This is a genomic window from Microcystis aeruginosa LEGE 91341, from assembly GCF_015206885.1.
Classification (GTDB): Bacteria; Cyanobacteriota; Cyanobacteriia; order Cyanobacteriales; family Microcystaceae; genus Microcystis; species Microcystis aeruginosa_H.
On record NZ_JADEXY010000274.1, the window covers coordinates 1 to 1,097 of the forward strand.

At 38.3% G+C, this 1,097-nt stretch carries 1 pseudogene; it reads left to right on the top strand.

The features are described 5' to 3' along the window. Positions 1-1,042: pseudogene (locus IQ234_RS20825) on the top strand (ISKra4 family transposase); the annotation flags it as partial. Between the last annotated feature and the right edge of the window lie 55 nt (positions 1,043-1,097).

A 1,097-nucleotide genomic window follows, 5' to 3' on the forward strand; every position in this document is an offset into this window, starting at 1 on the left:
ATTAAAGAGTTATGTCAAGAGTTAGGGCAATGTCTCTATGAGCAATCCCAAATTAAGAAATTTAATAACTTGGGAGAGATAGAGGAGACTGTTAGAGATTTAATGATTCATTATGTTAACCCAGAAATCGGTATTTTTTTGTCAAAACAAGCACAGAAGAAACCGCCGGTCGGACGAGAAAAGTGAAAAGTATTTTGGGGGAATTACCAATTACAGAAAAACAAGCGAAAAAATTAGAAATAAAGTCTCGGACTCAGATGAGTCCAATGTTAGAGAAGAACTGTTTGCTATTAAGTGGCGATGAATCCTACGAGAAATCAGCGCATAAAATCAAATCATTGACAGGAATTGCTGTTTCTCACAGTACCCAACAACGCCTCGTACATCGCTATGCTTTTGAAGAATTACCGTCTAACCCAGAAGTGGAAGTGGAAGAAATGAGCCTAGATGGCGGTAAGGTACGACTAAGAACTGCCAAGGGAAAAGCCTTAATTTGGCGTGATTATAAAGCAGTGAGTTTTCATCAACTGGGGGTAGCGGCTTTTTTTCAAGATAACTCAGCTTTATTAGATTTGGTTAATTCTCAAGTTTTGGCTAAACCTTTAATTTGTTTAGGAGATGGACATGATGGTATCTGGAATTTATTTCGTGAGATCGGAGAGAAACAGGAAAGAATTGAAATATTGGATTGGTATCATTTAATTGAAAACCTCTATAAAGTTGGGGGTTCATTCCAGCGAATTGAGGAGGTAAAATGTTTTCTTGAGGAAGGGGGAAGTGGACGCGGCTATCTCTTGTGCGCGAAGGATGGTCAGAGCCGCAAGTTGAGAATTTTATTACTTATTTGAACAAGCATAAACATCGAATTGTCAATTATGGTTATTTGCAGGCAGAGGGCATTTCTATCGGCTCTGGCTCTGTTGAATCAAAAATTAAATAAATTGCTCATCGTCTCAAAATTACTGGTGCAAGTTGGGAATCTGGTAATGTACCGCAAGTCCTTCGTCATCGCTGTGCTTATCTAAATGGTTGCCTTTTTTAACTTTTTTATTGATCTCATTAAGCATTTCTACTTATTGCAAAGGTGAGATGCTCCC